This window comes from Nonomuraea sp. NPDC051298, from assembly GCF_055586305.1.
Window position 1 is genome coordinate 36,585 of sequence record NZ_JBVJIM010000002.1, and the last position, 15,713, is coordinate 52,297.

Annotated in this window: 14 protein-coding genes; 7 read left to right on the top strand and 7 right to left on the bottom strand. The window is 70.0% G+C overall.

Annotation, left to right across the window (positions count from 1 at the left end; translation table 11 throughout):
* Window positions 1-24: 24 nt before the first annotated feature.
* Window positions 25-1,089, bottom strand: coding sequence for an FAD-dependent oxidoreductase (locus ACZ6S0_RS05290; protein WP_465913470.1), 1,065 nt, complete (start codon window positions 1,087-1,089; stop codon window positions 25-27).
* A complete protein-coding gene (locus ACZ6S0_RS05295) occupies window positions 1,086-1,835 on the bottom strand; it encodes an SDR family NAD(P)-dependent oxidoreductase (RefSeq protein ID WP_465913473.1) in 750 nt (249 codons plus the stop codon). Before ACZ6S0_RS05295 ends, ACZ6S0_RS05290 begins: the two co-directional genes overlap by 4 nt.
* Window positions 1,836-1,934: 99 nt before the next feature.
* Between ACZ6S0_RS05295 and ACZ6S0_RS05300 the strand changes: the two genes are divergently transcribed.
* Complete coding sequence (locus ACZ6S0_RS05300) at window positions 1,935-2,528, top strand: TetR/AcrR family transcriptional regulator (RefSeq protein WP_465913474.1); 594 nt, start codon at window positions 1,935-1,937, stop codon at window positions 2,526-2,528.
* Between the two features lie 106 nt (window positions 2,529-2,634).
* Here the strand turns inward: ACZ6S0_RS05300 and ACZ6S0_RS05305 are convergent, their stop codons facing one another.
* Window positions 2,635-3,561, bottom strand: coding sequence for a LysR family transcriptional regulator (locus ACZ6S0_RS05305; protein ID WP_465913476.1), 927 nt, complete (start codon window positions 3,559-3,561; stop codon window positions 2,635-2,637).
* 96 nt (window positions 3,562-3,657) lie between these two features.
* Between ACZ6S0_RS05305 and ACZ6S0_RS05310 the strand changes: the two genes are divergently transcribed.
* Window positions 3,658-4,935: an MFS transporter gene (locus ACZ6S0_RS05310; protein WP_465913478.1), complete on the top strand. Its 1,278-nt coding sequence runs from the start codon at window positions 3,658-3,660 to the stop codon at window positions 4,933-4,935.
* A gap of 102 nt (window positions 4,936-5,037) precedes the next feature.
* On the opposite strand, the gene ACZ6S0_RS05315 is transcribed toward ACZ6S0_RS05310, so the two are convergent.
* The 3 genes from ACZ6S0_RS05315 to ACZ6S0_RS05325 all read right to left on the bottom strand — a co-directional run bounded on the left by ACZ6S0_RS05315 (window position 5,038) and on the right by ACZ6S0_RS05325 (window position 8,986).
* On the bottom strand, window positions 5,038-6,636 hold the full coding sequence (locus tag ACZ6S0_RS05315) for an AAA family ATPase (RefSeq protein WP_465913480.1): 1,599 nt from the start codon (window positions 6,634-6,636) through the stop codon (window positions 5,038-5,040).
* 122 nt (window positions 6,637-6,758) lie between these two features.
* Window positions 6,759-8,366 carry a CocE/NonD family hydrolase gene (locus tag ACZ6S0_RS05320; protein WP_465913482.1) on the bottom strand — a complete coding sequence of 536 codons (1,608 nt, stop codon included), beginning with the start codon at window positions 8,364-8,366 and terminating at the stop codon, window positions 6,759-6,761.
* Window positions 8,363-8,986 carry a TetR/AcrR family transcriptional regulator gene (locus ACZ6S0_RS05325; protein ID WP_465913484.1) on the bottom strand — a complete coding sequence of 208 codons (624 nt, stop codon included), beginning with the start codon at window positions 8,984-8,986 and terminating at the stop codon, window positions 8,363-8,365. Before ACZ6S0_RS05325 ends, ACZ6S0_RS05320 begins: the two co-directional genes overlap by 4 nt.
* A gap of 598 nt (window positions 8,987-9,584) precedes the next feature.
* Here ACZ6S0_RS05325 and ACZ6S0_RS05330 point away from each other — a divergent pair.
* On the top strand, window positions 9,585-10,235 hold the full coding sequence (locus tag ACZ6S0_RS05330) for a hypothetical protein (protein ID WP_465913485.1): 651 nt from the start codon (window positions 9,585-9,587) through the stop codon (window positions 10,233-10,235).
* Between the two features lie 6 nt (window positions 10,236-10,241).
* Entirely contained in the window at window positions 10,242-10,598 is a 357-nt protein-coding gene (locus ACZ6S0_RS05335) for a hypothetical protein (RefSeq protein ID WP_465913487.1), read from the top strand.
* A gap of 260 nt (window positions 10,599-10,858) precedes the next feature.
* Here the strand turns inward: ACZ6S0_RS05335 and ACZ6S0_RS05340 are convergent, their stop codons facing one another.
* Window positions 10,859-12,697, bottom strand: coding sequence for an ADP-ribosylglycohydrolase family protein (locus ACZ6S0_RS05340; protein ID WP_465913489.1), 1,839 nt, complete (start codon window positions 12,695-12,697; stop codon window positions 10,859-10,861).
* 542 nt (window positions 12,698-13,239) lie between these two features.
* Here ACZ6S0_RS05340 and ACZ6S0_RS05345 point away from each other — a divergent pair.
* The 3 genes from ACZ6S0_RS05345 to rbsD are packed head-to-tail and all read left to right on the top strand — an operon-like array spanning window position 13,240 to window position 15,656.
* Window positions 13,240-14,289, top strand: coding sequence for a LacI family DNA-binding transcriptional regulator (locus ACZ6S0_RS05345; RefSeq protein ID WP_465913491.1), 1,050 nt, complete (start codon window positions 13,240-13,242; stop codon window positions 14,287-14,289).
* A complete protein-coding gene (locus tag ACZ6S0_RS05350; protein ID WP_465913493.1) occupies window positions 14,279-15,277 on the top strand; it encodes a ribokinase in 999 nt (332 codons plus the stop codon). The genes ACZ6S0_RS05345 and ACZ6S0_RS05350 overlap by 11 nt, the downstream gene beginning before the upstream one ends.
* Complete coding sequence (gene rbsD / locus ACZ6S0_RS05355; RefSeq protein WP_465913495.1) at window positions 15,267-15,656, top strand: D-ribose pyranase; 390 nt, start codon at window positions 15,267-15,269, stop codon at window positions 15,654-15,656. The genes ACZ6S0_RS05350 and rbsD overlap by 11 nt, the downstream gene beginning before the upstream one ends.
* The last annotated feature ends 57 nt before the right edge of the window (window positions 15,657-15,713 follow it).

Sequence of the window (15,713 nt, forward strand, 5' to 3'; positions counted from 1 at the left end):
CTCGGAAAAGCAGGTACGCCCGGCTCACCCCGATCCGCCCGCTTTCGAGTTCGCCGGAGCGTGGAGTTCGAGTGCGGCACCGGCCTGACCGGTCCGCAGCGTGGCGGTGTGCGACCGTTGCTGGAGCAGTTGCGCTGCCGGTCGGCGGATTCCGGCATATCCGGTGAGCGCGGCAGGAACCGGAAGGTCAGGCAAGGTGAGCAGTTCGGAAAGCACCGCGGCGTCCTGCAGGCCCACTCCCGCGCCCTGGCCCAGTCGGGGACTCATGGCGTGCGCTGCGTCGCCTGCGAGCGCGATCCGGCCGGCGGCCCACTCGCCGGTCACGACGTGGTTGATGTTGGTGTAGAAGCCGACGGGCTCGGTGCGCATGGCCTTGACGAGGCCGGCCAGCGGGCCTCGCAGGTCGCCGTAGCCCTCGGCCAGTTCGGTGAGCGTGCGGTCGCGGTTGTTGTCCGGTTCACCGGGCAGGAACACGACGCCGTGCAGTGTCGTGCCGCCGTTCAGCACGAAAAGGCTCAGACGGCCATCGCTGGTCATGGCGGTGAGGTCGCGGCCGCCGGTGTTGGGGACCTGGAAGCGCACCACGGCACTGCCCGCGTAGGTGGGGTCCGGGCCGCCGAAGACGGTGCGCCGGGTCCAGGAGTTGATGCCGTCGGCGCCGATGACCGCGTCGTACTCGCCGCTGGTGCCGTCGCTGAACCCGACCTCGACGTGCGGGCCACCGTCGTTGATCGCGACCGCGGTGATCCCGGTGCGCACCAGGTCGCCGACGGGTTCCCAGAGCCATAGCTGCAGCTCGGAACGGGTCGTCACGACCCCGTCCATGGCGATGATTCGGACCGGGACGGAGGTGGTCGGGTCGAACACGATGATTCGGGCGAGCGGATCCGCGGCCAGATCCCGCGGTGCCAGGCCCAGTTGCCGCAGGGCTTCGAGATGCCTGTCGGTCAGGCTGATCGCCCAGCCGGCCTCGGTGATGACCGGCGCCTGCTCGACGACGGTGACCTCGATGTCGCCGGCGCGGTGGAGTCCGTTGGCCAGGGCCAGGCCGGTGAGTCCAGCTCCGATGATCAGGACGCGGCGGGTCATGCGATCGCCATTCCTCCGTCGATCGCGATCACTTGGCCGGTGACCCACTCCGCGGCGGGGTCGACGAGCGCGACGATCCAACGGGCGACCTCGTCCGCGGTGCCGCGCCGCTTGAGCGGGAGCGCTGCCGCCTCCAGCGCGGTGATCTCGACGACCTTGTCCGGCGGTAGCACCGTCGAGAGGATCGGGGTGTCGGTGGGGCCGGGAGCGACCGCGTTGACGCGGATGCCCAGGCCGGCCAGCTCGCCTGCCCATGACCGGGTCAGGTAGTCCAGGGTGGCCTTGGACGCGCCGTAGAAGACTGACCGTGACTGGGGGCGTTGCGCGACCGCGCTGCTGACGTTCACGATGCTGCCGCCGGAGACCGACAGGTGCTTGACCGCGGCGCCGACCAGATAGGACGGCCCGAAGACGTTGATCGAGAACAAGTGGTTCAAGGCGTCGTGGGTGGGGTTGGTGGTCGCTATGGGGTCGAGTGCGCCGGCGTTGTTGATCAGCGCGTCGAGCCGGCCGTGCGCGTCGGTGGCCGAGTCGACGAATCGGCGGGCCTGGGCTTCATCGGAGACGTCCACTACCTGGTAGCTGATCGCCGGATGCTCGGCGGCGAGATCGGCGAGTGGTGCTTCCCGACGTCCGGCGGCGATCACCTGCCAGCCCGCGTCGGCGAGCTGGATGGCCGTCGCACGGCCGATGCCGGTGCCGCCGCCCGTGATCAGGGCTACTCGCCCGGTGTCGTCCGCAGTCATGGTCAAGCTCCTCAGTCGTAAAATGAATGATCTTTCGCTTTAATTGATACTCGTGACCAGCGGACATGTCAAGGCGAAAGATCGTTCTATAATGCGGGTATGCCGCCGGTCACACCCGAGTACCTCGCCCGACGACGTGCCTCGATCCTTGACGCCGCCGCTCACTGCTTCGCGGCCAAAGGCTTCCATGCCGCGTCGATGCCGGACATCTGCAGCCAGGCCGGGATGTCCGCGGGTGGGATCTACCGCTACTTCGCCAGCAAGGACGAACTCATCGAGGAACTGGCCGGCACCGTGATGGACCCGGTGCTCCACGTGCTGCGTGCGGCGCTCGACGCGAACCCGGTGCCGCGACCGGCCGAGGTCATCGATCTGATCCATGACACGCTACTGGTCGACAACCCGCCCCTGACCAGCGCCTCGCTCATGCTTCAGGTGTGGTGCGAACTCGTCCGCAACCCCGGCGTCCGCGAGTCCCAGCGCCGCTTCATGGGCGAACTCCTCGACGTCCTGAGCGGTTTCACCCGCCGATGGGCCCAGCTCGACGACGCCTCGGCACGGGACGCGGCGAGTGCGCTGGTGGCGATGAGCATGGGCACGTTCTTGATGCAGAACGTCCTGGAGGCGGAAATGAAGACGACGTCGACCGGGAAGCTCATCGAAGCACTCGACCCCATCGTTCGCCCGGGCTAGATCCAAGGCCGTGTCCGGCTGGACATTCAAGCGCCGGCGCCAAGGCCGATCTCCCGCCCGCGCCGCCATCCCCCCGGCGCTCCGGGCCGCGACAGTCGTCCCGGGGTCACACGGCGATCCGCTTGGTGGCGTCGACCGACCGGGCGAACTCCGCGTCCAGCAGCCCGGCCAGGGTGGTGAGTTGCCAGGACTCACGGTCCTTGCGCCAGACCAGGCCCATCTGCGACGCCTCGTCGAGGCCGTCGATGCCCAGATACCGTACGTCGCCGCGGGTGGCGCGCTCGGTCAGCGGACGGCACACGAGCATGCCGTGATCGCCCGCCGCCACCAGCGCCAGCCCTTCCTCGACCGTGGTGATGCCGATGGTGGAGCGGATCGGGGCGCCCCCTGGCGTGGTGTGCGGCACCCGGGCCGCCCTCCAGTAGTCCGGCGCGTCCCCCAGCGGATACAGGACGTCCAGCGTCGCCAACTCCTCGACGTGCACCCGACCTGAGCCCGCCAGCGGATGCCAGGCGGCCACGGCCAGCAGCCGGTCCTGCGGAGGGAACCGGAACCCGGTGGTCAACGCGGGCTCGTTCACCGGGAGTTCCACCACGGCGGCGTCGACTCGGCCGTCCAGCAGGGCCGTGAAGGGCGAACCGAGCGGGATCTCGCTCAGCACCAGCGCCACGTCGTGGTCGATGCGCAGCCGCCGGAACGCCTCGGTCACCTCCTCGTAGAGGCTGCCGTGGAAGCCGATCCGCAACTGGCTCAGGGTGCGGCTGCGCGCGCGTTCCCTGGCCTGGACGATGACCCTGCTCAGCTCCTGGTAGGCGGGACGCACGTCCTCGACGAACTGGGCTCCGAACCGGCTCAGGGCCACGCTGCGGCTGGTGCGGTCGACGAGCCGCGTCCCGACCCGCCGTTCCAGACCGGCGACGAGCTGGCTCACCCGGCTCTGCGAACAACCCAGCCGTTCGGCCGTCCGGCCGAAGTGCAGCTCCTCGGCCAGCACGAGCAAGCACTCGATCTCCTGTACGTGGACCTGGTTCATCGCGCCCCTTCGACGTCCCGATCGATTATCCACACTGATCGAACCTTGAGGAGATCGCCGTTGTTCCTGGTCCGGCGCGATGCTTGGTTGGTTGTCATGGCTTCGCATTCGCCGGTGCGGCACACCGGGTCTGATCCGGCACGCACGACCCCGTGGCAGTGGGTGTCCGTCCTGGTGCTCTCGTTGAGCACGTTCGTGGTCGTCACCTCGGAGATGCTGCCGGTCGGGGTGCTCACCCCGATGGCCGACGGCCTGCGGATCGCCCCGGGCACCGCGGGGTTCAGCCTGACCATCACGGGTCTGGTCACCGCCGTCACCGCCCCGGCCGTCCCCCGGCTGCTGGGAGCGTGGGACCGGCGCGCGGTGCTCGCGGCCGCGATGGCGGTCCTGGCCGCAGGGAACGTCCTGACCGCCGTCGCGCAGGGCTTCGGCCTGCTCGTCGCCTCCCGGATCGTCCTGGGAGTCGGCATGGGCGTGGTGTGGGGGCTGGCCGCCGCCGTCGCCACCCGGCTCGTCGCGCCCCGCAACATCGCCCTCGCCGTCTCCGCCACCGTCAGCGGGGTCGCTGCGGCGTCCGTCGTGGGCGTCCCCCTCGGCACCCTGATCAGCAACGCCTTCGGCTGGCGCGCCGCGTTCGCCGCCCTCGCCGTCGGCTCCGTGCTGCTCGCCGCCGGACTGCTGCTGACCCTGCCCAAGCTGCCCAGGCCCGAGACCCCGGCGGACGCCGACGACGCGACGGGACGGGAGTCGCTGCTGCGCAGCCGTCCGGTTGTCGTCGGGCTCGTGCTCGTGCTCCTGCTCGTCACCGCGCACTTCGCCGCCTACACCTACGTGCGGCCCGTCCTGGAGGAGCGCACCGAGCTGGAACCGGGCCCCATCGCCCTGGTGCTGCTCGTCTACGGTCTCTTCGGGTTGGTCGGCAACTTCGCCGCCGGCTCCCTGGCCGCCTGGCGCGCCCGGGTCACCGTCCTCGGTCTGACGGCGGGCATCGCGCTGTCGGTGGCGCTGCTGGCCCTCTTCAGCACCACGGCGGGTCTCACCTGGGTGAGCGTCGCCCTGTGGGGCCTGACCTACGGCGGGCTGTCGGTGGCCGGGCAGATCTGGATGACCCAGGCCGCGCCGCACCGGGTGGAGCAGGTGACCGGTGTCTACGTGGGCGTCTTCACCGCGGCCATCGCCCTGGGCGCCTTCCTCGGCGGGACCGTCGTCGAAGCCGCCGGGATCCCCACGCTGCTGTGGGGTGCCGCGGTGCTCGCGGCGCTGGCCCTCGCCGCCGGGCTGGCCGGAGGCGGTACGACGCCCGCGCGCACACCCACGACCGAGCCTGGGGCGCTCCCCGGGGAACACCCGGCCCCCTCGTGCCCCGGGACCTGAACCGGCACCGCCGTGCGCGGCCCTCGGACACCCCGGCCCATCCCGTCCGGTGAAGACGGACCGGCGGCCGCGTACGCCGGTGCGACTCAGGCGGGGACGATGTCAGACACGCAGCACGGTGACATCTCGTTCGGAGGGCGTGGTCGCCCGTTCGAAGCCACCGCGTTCCTGCCACGGCGGGGCTTCTGGGCGGCGGTCGAAGACCACCAGCACGCCGGTGGTAAGGGTCAGGCGATCCAGGTACCGGTCGAGCTGTGCGAGGCCGTCGGGCATCGGGTCGTTCTCGCCGGCTCGCCAGACCTTCAGCTCCATGGCCTCCCGCTGCATCAGTCGTTCGCCTTCTGGGCTGGTGTAGGGCCAGCGGACCAGGACGTCCAGGCGCTTGGTGCCGGCGGCGTACTCGCGGTCGAGGTAGCCTCCGCCGTTGACGAGGCGGTGCAGGAAGGCCATGAGGATGATCTGGCAGGCGGCCTCGTGGTAGCCCTCCTGCCGGATGAGCACTTCGCCGTGCTCACGCCAGAACACGACGAACTCCCGCAGCAGGCGCGGCAGGTCGAAACGGCCGTCCGGGAGCACGAAACTGTGCGGATCGGTCTGCACGAACCGCTCCGCGCGCCGGCCCAGGACCCGTAGCAGGACCTCTCGGTAGATCGGGTTGGCGATCTCCAAGTCCCTGGTTCCCCGGATGAGGCCCAGATCGTGAGCGTAGGAGACGTCATCGTCGAATGAAGTGTCCGTGTCTGGCCACGTTCCCGCCATGATTGGTTCGATCACCCGTTCCACCCGGGGCTCGCGCAGCCGGGCGGCCAGCGTGTCGAGGTGGGTGGCCCGCTGCCGGATGAGCCGCTCCTTGGCCTCCTCCACCTGGCCGCCGGTGATGGCGCCAGTCACTCCCATCTTGAAGATGATCTCATTGGCGAGGGCGTTGACCAGCCACGGTTGTCCCTGTGTCAGCTCGAAGGCCCGGTCCACGGCGTCCTTGGTGAACTCCTGGCCGGTCGCCTGCGTGTGCTGGCCGTAGAGCTCGGCGATCTCGTCGGCGGTGAAGTCGCCCAGGCGCAGCGACTCGGCGATGATGTTGAACGGGCTGGCCGGGTTGGAGCGGCCGGGGTCGCCGCCCGAGGCGACCTTGTAGTCACGCAGGTCGCGCAACCCGCACAGCACCACGGACGTCGGGAACGGCTGGCCTCCCGGCCGCGCGTTGTGACCGTCGCGGAGCTGGCTGAGGATACTGATCAGGCTGTTGCCCTGCAGGGCGTCGATCTCGTCGAGGAACAGCACCACCCGGCGCGGGCAGCGATGGCACCACTCGGTCAGCGCCGAACCGAACCGGGTGCCCGCCGGAGCCTGCGGCCAGGGACGTGGCGGCAGCAGTTCCTCTGGCCATCCTGCCCACTCGGTGGCCTGGCGGAGGGACTCCAGCAGAATCTCCTCCGCGGCGGCGTAGTCATCACCGGCCGACTTGGCGCGCTCGCAGGAGAACATCAGGGCGGCGACGTCACTCTCGGCGGTGAGCTCGGACGCCAGGGTGCGCAGCGCTGTCGTCTTCCCGGTCTGCCGGGGCGCGTGCAGGACGAAGTAGCGGTCCATCCCGATGAGCACGCGCGCCTGGGGGAGGCGCTGGGTGGGGGGCAGCATGTAGTGGTGCTGCGGGTCGCACGGGCCGGTGGTGTTGAAGTATCTCGCTCGGGGTGTCCGCACGGTCACAGTCTGCCATCTTGCCGGCGCCCGCGTTCGGTCATCCGGACCCTACCGACTGGGTGATGCGCATCGTGCCGCCCTCGGGGCCGGAGTAGCTCTCGACGCCGCGCTGTGGTCGGCGGTCAGCTCGGCCGGGTGGGGAGGATGATCGCGGACGGGCGCTCGGGGTCGTGGTAGACGGTTTGGTCGGCGGAGAGGAGGGTGGTGGCGGTGGCGCGTGGTTCCCCGGTGCCGGGGTTGCGGGCGTAGCGGGGGAAGGCGCCGCTGGAGACCTGGACGCGGATGCGGTGTCCGCGCTTGAAGCGGTGGGCGGTGGGCCAGAGTCGCACGGTGGCGCACTGCGGTTCGTCGGCGCCGGTCAGGCTGATGAGGCCGTCGCAGACGTTCCAGGAGCGTCCGGCGGGGTCGACGTCGCAGACGCGGACGAAGACGTCGGCGTAGGGCAGGCTGGAGCGGAACCAGATCTCGGCGCTGACCTCGCCGATGATCTCGACGTCCTGGTCGAGGGCGGGCGTGGTGTAGGTGAGCACGTCCGGGCGGTTTTCCAGGGTGCTGTTGTCGACCCGTCCGCAGTCCTTGACCAGGCGGGCGCCGCCGACCGCGGGAGTGGGGTCGGCCGGGTCGTAGCGGTAGTGGTCGGGCTCGGACTCGGCCGGCGGCTCGACCGCGAGCCCGCCGCCGGGGTGGAGGTGGAAGGGACGCGGCGGATAGCCGCTGGGCGGCCAGGACTCGAAGTCGCGCCAGGCATCCTCCCCCATGACGTAGAGCCGGACCGGTGGGCGGGGCGGTGGTCGCTCGCCGCGGGCGTGGGCGAGCCCGAATTCCAGGGCCTCCTTGACCGGCACGTCGGAGAACTCCGCGTGGGTCCAGGGTCCTACGGTCAGGCGTGCCGGGCGTCCCGCGTCCCGCAGGATCCGGAAGTCGCGTAGCTGGCCGGGCAGGAAGATGTCGTACCAGCCGCCGATCGAACTGACCGGCGCCGTCACCTCGGCGACCCGGTCCCGGTGGTCGAGATCGCTCCAGCGGGGGTGGTCCCCGTCGTGGGTGAGGATGTCCTGGATGTAGGCGGAGGGCTCGCCGATCGCGGCGAGGTCGGCCCGGTCGAGGGGGAGCGTCCGCAGGGAGCGGGCCGTCTTCCTCGCCTGGCCCGGCCGGCGCAGCAGCGCGAGCCGGCGTTCCTGGGTGGCGACGAGCACGCCCCAGCCGAACGGTGTCTCCAGCGACATGCCGTCGGCGCGCAGGAACTCCAGGGTCAGCGCCGACTCGGTCACCACCGGAATGATCGCCTTGACCTGTGGCGGCAGTTGGTCGGCGACCGCCCACTGCACATGTCCCAGATAGCTCATGCCGTACAGCACGATCGCGTCGCCGAACCAGGGTTGCCTCACCAGCCAGCCGAGGGTCGCCAGGCCGTCCGCGCGTTCCTGCCGCATCGGATCGAAGGTCCCGCCGGAGCCGAAACCGCCGCGCACGCTCTGGATCAGAACCTGGTAGCCACGCTCTGCCAGCGGCCGGGCCAGGATCATGCCGAAGGGCCCGCGCCGGCCGTACGGGGTACGGATCAACGCGGTCGGCAGGCCCTCGCCGCCGACTCGCGGGGCCCACCGGTCCGCCAGAAGTTCGACCCCGTCGACCATGGGGACACGAAGATCCCGCTGGACCACCACATCCCGGGTCCGAGGCGGCGGCAGCTCCAGTCGGCGCTGGATGAGCCGGCTGATCAGGTTCACTGAGTGGCCTCCCTGTCTGACGTGCCGGTGGCCGGGTGTACGGCCGCCATCAGGGCGGACGTCACGTTCAGCAGCCGGTCGGTGAACGCCTCCGGATCGAGCGGGTCGGCGCCCTCGATCACCCAGGTCGTGACGAGCGAGGCCGCGCCGCCGGTCATGAAGGTGGCCATGTCGTCGATGGCCTGCGGGTCGAGCAGGTCGCCGTAGAGCTCCCGCATGCCCTTCCGGTTGACCGGCAGCAGCAACCTGATCAACTCCTGGTCCAGTGCGAACGCACAGGATCCGGTCAGCAGGGCACGGTAGAACACCCGATGCTCGGCGAAATGCCGGGACACCGCGAGCGCTCGCTCTCGTCCGTCCGTCTCCTTCGGGCTGGCGATGAGGCGGGGGAGCAGCTCTCGTCTGGCGAGATCGAGGCCGGCTTCCAGCAGCAGCGTGTCGCGATCGCCGAAGTGCTGGTACACCACCTTCCGGCTCGCGTCCGCGGCCTCGGCGATGTCGGAAAGCGGCACGCCTGACGTCCTGCGTTCGGTCACCAGCGCGACGGCGGCCCGCATCAGGGCGGCGCGTGAGCGGCGCACCCGGCGATCCCGCGCCGGCTCGGGCACCTGAAGATCCATAATCGAGATAATGCACAAGTGTAGCTAAAGAACCAAACGTTCCCTTACTTGCCGAGCGGTGATCGGCGGAGGACCGGAGGCTTGGGCGGCCTCTCCTGAGAGATCCGGAGCGAGGACGCGGGCCGCGAGTCAGACGTCCGCGCCCTGGCCCCGTCGATCGGGTCGGCTGTAGGCGCCCGCGATGAAGTCCTCGACGTAGTCGCGAGGGCCGGCCAACGCCTCGTCCAGCCGCTTTGGCTGTGCCTTGTCACGGCGGCCACCCGAAACCCTGGGCCTCCTGGCCTGCGAGCACCACTGCTCGAAACGTCCAGGGAGATCAACGGCATCGGCGCTCCGCGAGAGTGACCGGTCTAGGTGGACGGCAGTTGGGAGTAGGTGCCCGTGTGGCCTCGAGCATTCAGTGTCGGCGCCGCGTTTGTTGTCGGGGACGACGACGCGGCCGGTGGGTGTTGATCAGGAGGAGTGTGGTTGTGCGGCTGTGGTCACTCTTCGCCGAACCCTGGCCCGGCTACAACACGGCCCACCTCACCGCGGCATCGGGCAGTGTCGCATCGCAAGCCGAAACAGGGCCGCCAACCTTCAGCGGCCTGGACGTCGGATGGGTCCACCGCGGCGCCGTCCTCGGCGCGCTCTCACTAACGTCAGCGAGTCGGTCCACGAGACCCCATCCCTCTACGAGGCTGCCAAGACCGGCTACCAGAACCGGTTCAACGCCCTCTTCGAGGAGGAAGTCGGATGCGCCGAAGGTAGCGCAGGCGACTGTGGCTGGGTCGCTGCCGGATTCATTCCCCTCACGAAGATCGGCAAATGGGCAGGCAAGGCCATCAAAAAGATATTCGGCAAGGGCGACGACGTGGCTCAGAAAGTGGACGTCGACGCCAAACCGAAAATGGCCGACGACCTCATCGGCGTACCGAAGGCGGCTTGGGACCGTGTCCTGGCGAGATTGGACGGTTTCAGGATTGGCAACAAGAAAGTCGTCAACAGCGTCGAGGTGTTCGGATCACGTGCGGGTAGCACATACAGAGGTTCCGGTGGTCCAGGGCCGGATTCCGACCTGGACGTGCTGATTCGCATCGACCCCACCCAACTGCAGGGAAGGAACGGCCCCTGGATCGACAGAGTCATCCGCGACATCGCCAAGGACTTCAAGGCGGAGACAGGCTTCGAACTCAGTCTCCACCACCCGGAGAACATCTCCATGTTCAAGGCGTCGATCCCTGGTTCCGTGTTCAAGCAGGTAAGATGAGGAGCCATGATCATCCGGCTCGAGGTGGACGGGCGGGAAATCTCTCCCGGCAATGCCATCGCGATATATCAGCGGGATCCATATCCAGGTGGCCATTCCTACGCCGTGGCACTGGAGCCCTCTCGCGCGAGAAAATGGTTCCCGGAGTTGGCAGACCAGCAGATCTGCTCCCCGGACCAGGAGGCTCGGCGCTCCCTGGTCCGCGTCATCGGAGGCCATCTGTCCGGCACCCGAGTGGAAGGAGACGTGTTCATCCTGAACACGGTGGAATCAGTTGAGTGGGGAACGAGCGAAGTGCTCGTCAGAGGAACATGTTCGATCGCGATGACCGGGAGTGACGGAGGCTCGCTGAAGGACTCCTGATATCCGGGCGGAGAAGCCGTTCATGGCGGGTCCAGGCGAGCCACGCTCCTGGCGGCACTCCAGCATGTTGCTGCGGAGAACCAGGACTGCGACACCCCTGATGCCCCGGCAAGCAGACTCGCGTACGTTCGGATCAGCCTGTGGATCACAGTTTTCGCACCCCACAGGCCAGAGAGCTGATCGCGGTCGGGGAAAGGCGCCCGTACCGGTCGGGTACGGGCGCCCTTCGCGGGGCGGCTGGTCGGCTTGAGGGCCGGGTGTCAGTTCTTCGAGGGCGCCAGCGCGTCGAGTTCGGCGACGGTCGCGTACGCGCTCTCGCCGAGTTCGGCGACCACGCGCACGCCGGTCACCGTCGTCGACCGGCCGAGGTCGAAGTCGACGATCTGGTACGGCCGGCCGCTGTCCAGCTCGCTGTCGGGCACCGCCTTCGCGGCCCGCCAGCGGCCGTCAGGACCGCGCAGTTCGACCTTGGCGCTCTCCAGCCAGCCTCCGGTCTCCGTGTGGTCGCCGGTCATGAAGCGCACGGTGTCGACGCGCACCTGACGGTTGTACGTGACCGAGAAGCTCACCGGCCCGTTGGCGCGGCCGGAGAAGAACTGCGCGTCCTGCGGCGGCTCGTACCCGGAGTAGTTCGCCTCCCGGCCGTCGGCGAACGCGGCGGCGGACGCCTGGCCGCCCCCGTCGGTGGATCCGGTCGCCGAGGTCGACGCCTGGACGCTGCCGCCGGTCAGCCGCACCTGGTTGTTGGCACTGCGCTGGTACAGGTCCATGACCGGGTTGGCGGCGGCGATGCTCGTCAGGTTCGCGGGGTCGGGAGCCGCGACCGTCTTGATGTTCCAGCTCCGCGCGGAAACCTTGCCGCCGCCCGCCTTGACCGCCTGGTCCACCAGCGGCAGCATGCGCTCGGCGAGCAGGGTGAAGGTGTCGGTCGCCGCGGGGTTGTCCGGCAGGTAGTCAGGCAGGTTGTCGCGGGTGCGGTAGGCGTTGTAGTCGTCGGAGAGCGTGATCCCGGGGAACTGGGCGCGGATGTGGTCCGTGCCGCGCATCAGTCCGATGAGCCCGCCCAGGGTGGCCGTGGGGTTGTCGGAGTCCCACCCGGACAGGGTGCCGACCTGGATCGTGCGACGGTAGTCGCCCTCCCCGTACAGCAGCGCCATGACCCCGGTCGCGAAGTTGATCGCGGCCTCGACGGCCAGTTCCCGGCCGGGTGCGATGGGGTAGGGGCGGAAGATGAAGCCGTTGCTCGCGGCGTCGGCCTGGTAACGCTGGTAGATCCGGTCGCGGGTGGCTTCCCAGTCGTTCACGTCGGGGTTGGCCAGGAAGTCGGCGAGTACGAAGTCGACGATGTCCGCGGCCTTCGAGGTGTCCGGGATGTACTTGCGCGCCTCCCGGGTCAGCCACAGCGCCTGGTCACGGCCCGAGAGCTTCGGGTCGACCGCGGCGGCGAGGGAGTACAGCACCGCGTAGTACTGCGAGATGTGGGTGGCGTAGCCGTCGGCCGTCGTCTGGATCGGCAGGTCGGCGATCTCCATGGCCAGGTCGGGCCGGCCGGGGGCGACCGCGCCGAACACCTCGGTCGTGAGCTGCGCGTCGATCATGAGCGAGCCCTTGTTGGCGACGTTCATGCCGGTCGACGGCGGCAGGAGGCCCTGGCCCATCAGCTCGCGGGCGCGAGCGTTGGACACCCAGATGAACCGGTTGATGTGGTCTTTCCACCCGTCGGCGATCTGCTCCGCCGTCAGCCAGGGGCTCTTCGCGACGTTGGTCATCAGATGCGTGTAGGTGTACTCGATGTCGGTGTCGTCGTCGGCTCCCCACGGGGCCTGGATGACGAAATCGATCTTCGCTCCGGACCGGCCCTGGTCGGTGCCCCAGTCGGCGTCCGTGTAGAACGGCGGGGCCTGCCGCTGCAGTTCGGTGTTCAGGCCAGTCCAGTTGGCGATGCATTCGGCCAGCCACATGGCCTGCAGCCTGTCGGCGTACGTGTCCCGGTCGAGCGACAACCGGTACTTGCCTCCAGCGGAGTTGTCCTTGTCGGGTTGGGGGGTGGCGACCGCGGGCGCGCCCAGCGCCACGGTCGCGCCTACGGCCGCTGACACGACAGCGGCGATCGCCCGGGAGAGTCTTCCTCTTTGCATTTCGACCGTCCTTCTCGGAACGAAGCGCAACACGTGTTGACAACACGAGTTGCTGGACAAAAGGAAGCTGGCCGACGGCCGGGGGATCAAGGTTTGGATGTTCTTTGTTAGCGGATCGTAACCTCACAGCCATGTTGATTAACGAGTTCGTCACGAAGGCTTGCCGCCGTGCCCAGGAGTGCCGCACACTCTCCTGCCACATGCGTCGCCGGTTCGCCGGTGCGGCGGTCTGCCCGCTGCGCCCGGCTCGCCGGTGGCCGCCGACCATCGCTGACCTGGCGAGGGCCGGTCCGCAGGAGGGCTCTGCCCGCTTCCGGCCCGCTGGCGCCGGACGGGGCCGGGCCGTCGTTCACCCCGTCCGCCTCGGCCGGCCCGCGGGTTCGGGGCAACGGTGATTCGCCGCCGTGTTGCCGAAGTGTTACACCCGCTGACTCTTGCAAGCCGGTGAGGCCGGGCTCATACTTCCGTCAACACGAGTAATCAACACGAGTTGAAGGGCGGAGATGGTAACTCGACGTGACGTGGCGCGCCTGGCAGGCACTTCGGAGGCCGTGGTCAGCTACGTGCTCAACGGTGGTCCGCGCGGGGTCGCGCCGGCCACCCGCGAGAAGATTCTCGCGGCCATCGAGCAACTCGGGTACCGGCCCAACGCGGTGGCCCGCTCGCTGAAGACGTCCCGGACCATGACCTTCGGGCTCGTCGTACCCGACAACTCCAACCCGTTCTTCGCCGAGCTGGCCCGCGCCATCGAGCACGTCGGCTTCGCCCACGGGTACACGATGCTGCTGGGCAACGCGATGGGCGACGACGCCCGCGAGGTGACGTACATCAGGACCCTGCTGGACCGGCAGGTCGACGGGCTCATCATGGTGCCGGCGCACGGCCCGCGGAGCTGGATCAGCGAGCTGTCCGACACCGCGGTGCCCCGGCTGGTGCTCGACCGCGAGCTGGAGCTGCCGGGCGCGACCCACGTCCTGGTGGACAACGAGGGCGGCGGCTACCAGGCCACCAGCCACCTCCTCGGCCACGGCAGGCGGCGGATCGGCTGCATCGCCGGGCTCGCCGGCATCCACCCGACGGTCGACCGGGTCGCCGGCTGGCGCCGCGCCCTCACCGAAGCCGGGCAGGATCCGGCCGAGACGCCCTTGGTGCACGTGCCGTTCGGCCGGGCCGACGCCTACCGTGCCGGCCGGCGGCTGCTCGCGGCCCCGCGGCATCCCGACGCCCTCTTCGTCACCAGCGACGAGCAGGCCATCGGCGTGCTGCGGGCCGCCGCCGAACTGGGCCTGCGGGTCCCGGACGACGTCGCCATCTGCGCGTTCGACGGCATCGACGGCAGCGCCTACACCGTGCCCGCGCTGACCACGATGCGCCAGCCCTTCGACGAGCTCGGCCGCTCCGCGGTCGAGTGGCTGGTCGCCAAGATCGCCGATCGGGAGCTGGCGCCGCGGCGGATCGTGCACCCGACCGCGCTCGTCGCCCGCGGATCCTGCGGCTGTCCGGATCCCGCCGGCGGCGACTCTGCGATCGGCGATGAGCACCATGACGGCTGAGCCGGCGGTCGTCGTGGTGGGCGGCCTGAACATGGACCTGCGGACCCGGGTCCCCCGCCTGCCGAGCCCGGGGGAGACGGTGCCGGGAGGCCGCCTCGACCGCGGCACCGGCGGCAAGGGAGCCAACCAGGCGGCCGCCGCCCGGCGGCTGGGCGCGCGGACCACCATGGTCGGCGGCGTCGGCGACGACGAGTTCGGCGCGCAGGTGAGCGCCACCCTGGCTGAGGCGGGCGTCGACATCGCCGGGGTGGCCACCGTCGGCGGGCCGACCGGCACGGCGCTGATCCTGGTGGATCCGGCGGGCGAGAACATGATCATCACCTCGCCCGGCGCGAACGGGCTGCTGCGGCCGGAAGACCTGGACGCGCTGAGCGGCCGGCTCGACTCGGCCGGCGTGCTCATGCTCCAGCTCGAGGTCCCGGTCGAGACCAGTACGGCCGCGGCCCGGCTGGCCCGCGCCGCCGGCGTGTCCGTCGTGCTCAACGCCGCGCCGCTGCCGACCACGGTGGACGATTCGCTGCGCGAGCTGATCGGCCTGGCCGACCTGCTGGTCGTGAACGAGACCGAGGCGGCCGGCCTGATCGGCGACGTGGCGGAGCGGCTGGAGGGCTCGGATCCGATCGGGTACGCCTCGGCGCTGCGCCACCTGGGCCCGGCCGAGGTGGTGGTCACCTTGGGGGCCAGGGGAGCGGTGCTGGCGGGGAGCGACGGGCGCGGCCGGCACGTCCAGACGTTCCCGATCGAGGTGGTCGACGCGGTCGGCGCGGGTGACACGTTCTGCGCGGAACTGGCCGTGGCACGTGCCACCGGCGTGCGGGAGCTGGACGTCGCGGTCCGGCGCGCCTGCGCCGCCGGCGCCCTGGCCGCCACCCGCCCCGGTGCGCAGAGCGCGCCCAGCCGGTTCGAGGTGGACGCGCTGCTGGCGGCGTCCGAGTGCCAGGCCCCGGCGGCTTCCTGCGGGGCGGGAAGGACCGGCCATGCGTCGTGAGGGCCTCTGGCATCCCCGCCTCGTCGAGGTGCTGACCGGGCTCGGTCACACCGATCTGATCGTCGTGGCCGACGCCGGCCTTCCGGTACCGGCCGGCGTGGAACGCATCGACCTGCTGTGGTCCCGGGGCGAGCCGGGCTTCCTGCCCGTGCTGCGCGCCGTGCTCGCCGAAGGCGTCTTCGAACACGCCACCGTCGCGGCCGAACTCGCCGATCCGGTGGCCGTCTCGGGCCTGGCCGCGGCACTCGGCCCGATACGCCGCTCGTCCGTGCCGCACGAGCGGCTCAAGGAACTCACCGGCGCCGCCCGCGCGGTCATCCGGACCGGCGAGGTCACCCCCTACGCCAACGTCGTCCTGCACGCCGGCGTCGCGTTCTGATTCCGCGCCTTTCGACACCCCTGCAACGCACGCCACGAAGAAACAGAAGGAGGGCCC